This window comes from Intestinibacter sp., assembly GCF_051866655.1.
Lineage (GTDB): Bacteria > Bacillota > Clostridia > Peptostreptococcales > Peptostreptococcaceae > Intestinibacter.
On sequence record NZ_JBJDXL010000112.1, the window covers coordinates 1 to 6,561 of the forward strand.

The 6,561-nt window shown below is 30.6% G+C and carries 6 protein-coding genes and 1 other annotated feature; of the genes, 1 reads left to right on the forward strand and 5 read right to left on the reverse strand.

Annotated features, from left to right (window positions below; all coding sequences use genetic code 11):
• From ACI3VO_RS02955 to ACI3VO_RS02975, 5 genes are all read right to left on the reverse strand, one after another.
• The coding region (locus tag ACI3VO_RS02955; RefSeq protein ID WP_439756485.1) for an N-acyl-D-amino-acid deacylase family protein at positions 1-936 on the reverse strand (936 nt) is incomplete at its 3' end.
• 209 nt (positions 937-1,145) lie between these two features.
• Positions 1,146-1,808 (reverse strand): hypothetical protein, encoded by a 663-nt coding sequence (locus ACI3VO_RS02960; protein WP_439756486.1) that lies wholly within the window; start codon positions 1,806-1,808, stop codon positions 1,146-1,148.
• Between the two features lie 32 nt (positions 1,809-1,840).
• A complete protein-coding gene (locus tag ACI3VO_RS02965) occupies positions 1,841-2,566 on the reverse strand; it encodes a DUF5058 family protein (RefSeq protein ID WP_439756487.1) in 726 nt (241 codons plus the stop codon).
• A 244-nt stretch (positions 2,567-2,810) separates the two neighbouring features.
• On the reverse strand, positions 2,811-3,317 hold the full coding sequence (locus ACI3VO_RS02970; RefSeq protein ID WP_439756489.1) for a hypothetical protein: 507 nt from the start codon (positions 3,315-3,317) through the stop codon (positions 2,811-2,813).
• 381 nt (positions 3,318-3,698) lie between these two features.
• On the reverse strand, positions 3,699-5,087 hold the full coding sequence (locus ACI3VO_RS02975) for a TrpB-like pyridoxal phosphate-dependent enzyme (RefSeq protein WP_439756491.1): 1,389 nt from the start codon (positions 5,085-5,087) through the stop codon (positions 3,699-3,701).
• 65 nt (positions 5,088-5,152) lie between these two features.
• Positions 5,153-5,395, reverse strand: a binding site (T-box leader).
• 163 nt (positions 5,396-5,558) lie between these two features.
• On the opposite strand from ACI3VO_RS02975, the gene ACI3VO_RS02980 reads away from it, so the two are divergent.
• Positions 5,559-6,561: M20 metallopeptidase family protein (locus ACI3VO_RS02980; RefSeq protein ID WP_439756492.1), on the forward strand; the 1,003-nt coding region annotated here is incomplete at its 3' end.

Genomic DNA, 6,561 nt, shown 5'->3' on the forward strand with positions numbered 1-6,561 from the left:
TATCATGTTTCCAACTCCACCTTCAAATGTCCATGGTGGCATTAAAGCTGATAGAGAAGTCATACCTGCTGTATATGGATATACGTCAAATGAAACTTCCATACCTTCATCTTGAGCATCTCTTATTTGTTTTATTAAGTTAGTTGCTTTACCGAAGTTTTTATATCCCATTGCTTTTAAGTGAGATACATGTAGATGTACTCCAGCTTCTTTTGCAACGCTTATAGTTTCTTCTAATGCTTGTTCAACTTCATCTGATTCAGTTCTCATATGAGTTGCATAGAAACATCCATATTTAGCAGCTATTTTACATATTTCAACGATTTCTTTTCTAGTTGTGTATTCACCTGGTAAATAAACAAGACCTGTTGTTACACCTAATGCACCTTGTTTGAAGCATTCTTCTACTTCAGCTAGCATATTTTGTAATTGTTCTTCTGTTGGTTCTTCTTTAGAGAATCCCATTTCCCATATTCTGATTGGACCTTGAGCTAAAAGAGGTGCAACGTTTACTGCTGGTGGATTTTGTTCCATATATTTGAAATAACTTTCATAGCTATCCCATGGTAGTTCAAGTTTTACTGGCATACTTCCAACTATTCTTGTTCCTAAATAATCTAATAATAATTGTCTATTTTCTTCTTTTACTGGAGCTACACCTATACCACAGTTTCCTATAACGTCTGTTGTTACCCCTGAGTATATTCTTGAGCTTGCATTTCTATCGTATACTAAAGACATATCTGAGTGAGTATGCATATCTATAAATCCTGGTGATACTACATTTCCTTTTGCATCTATTACAGTTTTTGCTTCTTCGTTTGATAAGTCTCCTATTTTTGTTATTTTATCTCCTACTATACCAACTTCACCATCAAATGCTGGTGCTCCTGTACCATCTATTATTTTGGCATTTATTATTTTAATATCTAACATAATTGCCTCCTATTTTTAATTATTATTTTATATAGTCCAAGTAGCTTATAACTTATTATAAACTACTTGGATATTATCTATTTAGTAACGGTTATATTTTTTATTTAGTATATTATTTTTTTATTTTAGTTTTGGGTTATTTGTATATATTTTAATATTTTAACATCTATTATTTATTATTTTATTTTAATTGTTTTAACTATTATGTATTATGCTTTTGCATCGTTTTTATGATCTGATTTGTAAGCAAAGTAACAACAAATCATACCACCTAAACAAGCTCCTAATGTAGCAAATCCTGTATTTGCTCCTGTAGTTTTAACTATATAGTATATTACACCTGCTACTATTAATGTTGCTATAGAACCTTTGAAGCTCTTTGGTAACATTTGTACATATATAGCTGCGAATAATGCAGGTAAAGTAAATGTAAATGCGAATTTTACTGCTTCTGGGAATAAAGGTAATACTACATTTCCTATTATTGTGAATATTGTTACTATAGTAAATGAAGTAAATATAGATCCAACTACTGCTATAGTAGATATACATTTTCCTTCTGGAGTTCCTGCTTCATATCCTGATATTTTTTGAGCCATTGCTATAGAAGGCATTTTCATATCACCAACTGAACCTGAAATCCATCCTATATAAGAACCACCTGCACCTAATGCTGGATAGTAAGATATTGGTTGTATAACCCAGCTTATACCATAAGTAGCTGCTGCAAGTCCCCATATTTGCATTATTTGTCCAGGAGTTGGACATAAACCTTTAAATACTGCTAAGTAAGCAACTGGTAAGAAGTTACCAACTATTGCTAATAACATTGTAATTGTTCCTAATTGAACCATTTTCTTTTCATATGCCATTTTAATTATCCTCCTTATTTATTCTGTTTTTATTAAGCTGTTGGTATACTTACTATACCCATGTTATATAATACTGTTGCAACGATCATTCCTATTACCATTGCGATACCAAGAGCTAACTCTTGAAGTCTTTGGTTCTTTATAAATTTATTTATCAAGAACATCGCAATACCTGATGAAACTGCTGCTGCTAAATAAGCACTTCCTTTTGCATAAACAGAATTTATTAATAAGTAACCGAATAATCCAAATACTGCACCTTGCATAACCATGTTGATCATTTTAGGTTCAAATTTTGAATTTAATGAGTCAACTATTTTACCCATTCTACTAGTTAATACTAATGTAACAAATAACCAACCGAAGTTATTTAATGCCATACCCCAAAGACCATATGTGAATCCTTGTGCATCAAATCCAGCTTCACCTGGAACTTGTCCTAAAATACTTGTTGCTATTGTAGATACACCAACTTCAGATCTAGCTGCACCTACGTCATTTAATCTCATCCAAGTTGTTGGAGCACCAAATATATTTAAGAATGAAACTAATACAACAACACATGCTAATGCAGGTCCTACTGTAGTTATACAAGCACTTCTGACACCTGCTACCATTTTTTGTTTGTCCATGTTAAGGTTTTCAGCTTCCTTTAAAGAAGCTTTTAAGAATGCGAAACATCCTCCTATAAGTACTACCATCATAAATGCTGATGCGATTAATAGCCCTGGGCTATTCATAATTTCTTTTACTTCCATAATTCATAATTCCCCTTTCTTTTTTCTGAAAATTAATTTCTTTAATTCATTTTCTATACCTATATAATAAAACGTTATTTTTGTCTTTAATACGTCTTTAAGTTGTCCAAAACAGTTTTGCTTATTTGCGTTATAGTGTACTTTTAAGCTTTTTATTGTATTTATATTTAAATAATAAAAAAAAATAAGGACTTCGATAAAAATTAAAATCCTTATTTTTAATAAAACTTTGTCAAAATAAATTTTATTTACTGCTAATATTTTTTTCATAATATTTTTTTAGTTCATTAAATACTTGATGAACATTTTGATTGCATTCTGTTATTAATATGTGTTGCATTCCTTTATTATCGTACTTTTTACTAAAATCCACATAGATTTTATTGCTATCATTTTTATTTTTTAAATTAAAACATATATAATTATCAGTCACCATATCCTTTTTATTTAAAAATTTCTTTTTATAAATATAAATCTCTTTAATTTCATTCCATTTAATTGTTTTAAAATCTAATGTAGTTGTATTTGTTATGCCTTCTTTATCTGCTTTTAAGACAATTTTAGGATTCATAAACTTTCTAAGTTCGATAAATAAAATAACTGTTGCCACAATTATACTAAAAATAACAGCTGGCTTCTTTACTGAGCTATAATACAGCATTGAACATAAATAAGCTAGTATTATTAAAACTAAAACTATCCATAAAAGTACTTTTTTTCTACTTTCTCTAATGATTAGATCCTTCTCCATATATACCTCCTGCTAAGTGTTCTATTTTTTAAAATCCTTGAAATAAATTATATATTATTTACTATTTTTGTCAAAATTTTTTTTAAAAATAAAAAACAAAGAACCTTCGCTAGATTTAGTCGAAAATTCTTTGTTTTTATTTTATCAATATTTATTTGTCTTTAATATTGTCTAAAAGTACACTTTAATTTATATATTTAACTTGTTTTTTATATATTTTTTCTTTATAGTAATTACTTTTTTTAAGTTTTCTAAATAATTCTTTTTATTTTAATAGGAAAATAGCTTTCAATTTAAAAATCAAATTTCATTTTCAAAAATTTAATTATAATTTTAAATTTTCTAAATATTTACTTTTTTATCCATTTTAGATTTTTATCGCTATTTTATTTCGTCTTGTATTCCTGGAATTATAGGTAATTTATCAAATCCCACTTGTAAATCTTCATCTGTAGGAATATAATCAGTCATTGTTCCTTCTACATAAGCATTATATCCCTTCATATCGAAGTATCCTGTTCCAGTTAATCCAAATAATATAGTCTTTTCTTCTCCAGTTTCTTTACATTTTAGCGCTTCATCTATTGCTACTCTGATAGCATGTGATGATTCTGGTGCTGGAAGTATAGTTTCAACCTTAGCAAATAATGTAGCTGCTTCAAATACCTTAGTTTGTTCAACTGCAACTGCTTCCATATATCCATCATGGTATAATTTAGATAATACTGGACTCATACCGTGATATCTAAGTCCTCCAGCGTGGTTTTTAGATGGTGTAAATTCACAGCCTAAAGTGTACATTTTAGCCATTGGAGTTATTTTACCTGTATCGCAGAAATCATATGCGTATTTACCTCTTGTAAGAGATGGACAAGATGCTGGTTCTACTGCAACTATTCTAGGATTAGCTTTACCTAATAGTTTGTCTTGCATGTATGGAGCTATAAGTCCACCTAGGTTAGATCCTCCACCTGCACATCCGATTACTATATCAGGATATTCTTCTAATTTATCCATAGCAGCCTTAGCTTCTAATCCTATTATTGATTGATGTAAAAGTACTTGATTTAAAACTGAGCCTAAAACATATCTATATCCATCTGTACTTACTGCTACTTCTACAGCTTCAGATATTGCAGTCCCTAGAGAACCTGGATCATCTGGGTTTTGAGCTAGTATTTTTCTACCTGCATTTGTAGTGTCACTTGGAGATGGAGTTACATTTGCTCCAAATACTCTCATTATATTTTTTCTGTCAGGCTTTTGTTCATAAGATACTTTAACCATATATACATTTAGTGGCAATCCAAAGTATGAACATGCTTCTGATAGAGCAGTTCCCCATTGACCTGCACCAGTTTCAGTAGTAACTCCCTTTAACCCTTCTTTCTTAGCATAATAAGCTTGTGCTATAGCTGAATTTAATTTGTGACTTCCTGAAGTATTGTTCCCTTCAAATTTGTAGTATATTTTAGCTGGTGTTCCTAGAGCTTTTTCTAAGTTATATGCTCTACAAAGTGGTGATGGTCTATATATTTTGTACATTTCTCTAACTTCATCTGGTATATCAACGTATCTAGTTTCGTTGTCCATTTCTTGATGAGCTAATTCCTTACAAAATACTGGATATAAATCCTCTTCAACTGCTGGCTTCATTGTAGCAGGATTTATCATTGGATCTGGTAATTCCTTCATGTCAGCTCTTAGGTTATACCATTGTTTTGGTATCTCCTCTTCACTTAAATATAATCTGTATGGTGCCTTTTTCATATCTTTTTCCTCCCTAATACTTTAAATTTAATAATTTTTCCAAATAAAAAAGACTTTTATCCCATAATCGGGACAAAAGTCATATCTTCTGCGGTACCACCCTAATTGGTCATAAAGACCCACTCATCTCATATACTATCATATATGCTCCTATGGTAACGGATGGAGTTCCCGTCAGATACTACTCAGATAACCTTTCATTCTGCCCTCATAAGTCCATTCAATATAAGCTATCTATCGCGATTCCACCATCCGCGACTCTCTATAAAATAATCATTATATCTACTTCTCTTATTCATCGGTTTAAAATTATTATAGTAAAATTATATTTCTCTTCATTTTATTTGTCAACTATTTTCTAAATTTATTTGTTATTTTAAATTTTCTGTTAAATTTACATTATATATTTTTTCAAAATTATTTATCAAGTGCTATAAAAATGACTTATAATTAATAGAAGGAGGATTTGAAATGGATATAAAAAATTTATGTTTAAATATAGAAGATTGGATAATCAATGTAAGACGAGATCTACACAAAACACCGGAATTGGGTTTAAAGGAATTTCAAACTAGAGAAAAAATCAAAAATTATTTAGATGAAATAGGTATCGACTATATAGAGTATAAAAATACAACTGCTCTAGTCGCTGAAATAAACAACGGCTTTGAAAAAACAGTAGCTTTGAGAGCCGATATAGATGCTCTACCTATATCAGAAGAATTAGATTTAGAATATAAATCTCAAAACGAAGGTGTCATGCACGCCTGCGGACATGATGCTCATACTGCAATGCTATTAGGCGCTTGTAAAGTACTATATGAAAATAGAGATTTATTAAAGGTAAATGTAAAATTCTTTTTCCAACCTGGTGAAGAAATCGGCGCAGGAAAATATATGATCGAAGAGGGCTGCTTGGAAAATCCCAAAGTAGATATGATATTTGGCATGCATGTCGGTTCTCATATAAAAACAGGCTATATCGAGATAAAAAAAGGGACTGCCGCTGCATCAACAGACAGACTTATTTTAAAGGTATTAGGTAAAAATGGACATGGAGCCTATCCACATGAAGGAATCGACGCCATAGTTATAGCATCTTACTTAGTAACTGCACTTCAAAGCATTGTAAGTAGAAATATAGACCCAACTGACTCTGTAGTAATATCCTTTGGAAAAATAGAAGGCGGCCATAAAGGCAATATTATATGCGATGAAGTCAAGCTAACAGGTACTTTGAGAACATTAAACGAAGACAGCAGACACCTTGCCAAAGAAAAAATTAAATCTATGTGCGAAAATATAAGTGCTGGATTTGGAGGGAAGGTAAATTTAGAAATAATACCAGGAATTCCAACTCTAGTCAATAATTCTGAGCTAGTGGATTTAGTTGTAAAAAATACATCTGAATTATTAGGAGATGATAAAGTCCTAGAAAAAGAAAAATCTCCTCTTGGCGCTGAAGATTTCTCAT